At 61.9% G+C, this 1,985-nt stretch carries 3 pseudogenes; all 3 read right to left on the bottom strand.

From position 1 onward, the window contains the following. Positions 1-192 (bottom strand): annotated as a pseudogene (locus MKK64_RS07400) (IS6 family transposase); the annotation flags it as partial. Positions 193-353: 161 nt separating this feature from the next. Next, positions 354-1,335 (bottom strand): annotated as a pseudogene (locus MKK64_RS07395) (IS630 family transposase). Between the two features lie 418 nt (positions 1,336-1,753). Next, positions 1,754-1,985 (bottom strand): annotated as a pseudogene (locus MKK64_RS07390) (HlyD family type I secretion periplasmic adaptor subunit); the annotation flags it as partial.

Below are 1,985 nucleotides of genomic sequence, written 5' to 3'. Positions count from 1 at the left end.
GAACCCAGCGGTTCAGGGTGCTATCGTCCACCTCAAGAGTGCGTTCCGGGAATAGCTGCCCCATGTCGCGGTGTCGCGGTAGCTCAGCGAGTAGCGCAGGTACCAGGCGACAGCCTGCACGATCAGGTTGGCCTCGTAGTGAGGTCTCTCAAGGTCGACCTCGGCTCGCTCTATAAGCTTAGCGGCGTCTATGACAGAACCAAGGAACGGCTCGAGAAGAAAGGTGGCAAGATCGAGGGCATATTTTGTGACCCGTGAAGGACGATTGTCTTAGGTTCGTGATCAGTCCGAATTTTTAAAGCTCGACTTTGGCCATTTCGACATGTCGCGGAACGCGCTAGAGCGTTTTCGGTTTAATCTGGCTCAAATCCTGCGGCGGCGAAGAAGTTGGCGCACTCGTCGGGTGTGACGGTGTCGACGAGGCGCCCGATGGCCGACCACAAGCCCTCGACGGTCCGCTCGGCAGCTTTGCGCAGCAGCGCTTTCAGCTTCGAGAAGGCCATCTGAGGGGGCCCCAATCGACAGGTCGAGTGGGGTATCCCCTGATGGGGTTGAAGTCCGGGCTGTAGGGCGGGAGGAACAGTAGTCGCGCGCCTGCTGCTTCGATCGCCGCCCGCACGGCCGGCCCCTTGTGGCTACCGAGGTTGTCCATGACCACGATGTCCCCGGGGGTGAGTTCGGGCACCAGGACCTGATCGACGTAGGCCTGGAAGGCGTCGCGGTTGATCGGGCCATCGAGCACGAACGGCGCGGCGATCCCGGACAGGCGCAGGGCCGCCACCAGGGTCGTCGTCTTCCAATGGCCATGCGGCACGGGCGAGCGCAGTCGCTCGCCGCGGGGAGAACGCCCGCGCAGGCGGGTCATGTTGGTCGAGGTCCAAGTCTCGTCGAGGAATACCAGGCGGGCCGGATCGAGATCGAGTTGGCCCTCGAACCAAGCCTCGCGCGCAGCCTTCACATCCGGACGACTTTGCTCGGCGGCGTGCGCTGTCTTTTTGTGTAGGTCAGGTCGCGTGCGTCGAGGAAGCTCCACAGGGTGCCGAGCCCGACCGTGAGGTCGTGCTCGTCCCGGAGCCGGACGCGCATCTCCTCCAGGGTGATGTCGTCCTTCTCGTCGATCAGCGCGCGTAGGAATGCCTCGTGCGGATCGAGCTTCGAGCGGCGCGCCCGCCCCTGCGGACGAGCGGCCACCGTCCCGGTCGTCGTGAGCGCGGCCATCCAGCGGATCGAGGTGGCGATGCCGACACCAAACCGCGCCGCCGCCTGCCGGCGCGAGGTTGTTGCGGCGGCTTCCAGCACCCGCTCGCGCAGATCCTGGCTGTAGGGTCGTCCCATCTGTCGCTCCTCCTCCGGAGCGATCAGTGAATCAGCCCGTCGCCGCTCCGTGAACTCCACCCCATTGAATCAGCGCAAACCGAAAACGCTCTAGCGACACAGAGTAATTAAACGTCACGAAAGTTCCCTAAGTTAGATCGATTCCGTAACAATTTCGTCGGCCCGCTTACCTTAAGCCGATGGTCGGCGGCTAAGACCCGCCAATCTTCACTATTTAAAGTGAAGCGTCATGTTTGAAGTGCCCTCAGGTGGATCAATTTGGCTGCTTTCGCCACTTTGATGCACCTAACTTGCACCTGATGAATGCGGTGCAAATGCCGGGCAAATGACCGTTTTCCTGATGGAAAGTTCTGGAGCAATATTAGCTTTTAGATTTGCTTACAGCTGGCACGAATTCATCCGTAGCAGTCAAATTTTTTCACTTCTCGCGCCAGGCTTTGGCGACCTGGTCGGCGAGCGGCTTCATCAGGTAGCTCATCACGGAGCGCTCGCCGATCTGGAGGAAGGCCTCGACCGGCATGCCGGGCACGAGCTGGACCTCGCCCAGGCGCTCGCGCTGGGTCTCGGGCACGCGGATGCGGGCGGTGTAGTAGCTCTGTCCGGTCTTGGGATCGGTCGAGACGTCGGCCGAGACGCGGCTCACCGTGCCG

It is taken from the genome of Methylobacterium sp. E-025, assembly GCF_022829705.1.
Lineage (GTDB): Bacteria > Pseudomonadota > Alphaproteobacteria > Rhizobiales > Beijerinckiaceae > Methylobacterium.
Note: the sequence above shows the minus strand (reverse complement) of the source record. Positions and strands in the feature narration are given on the sequence as shown.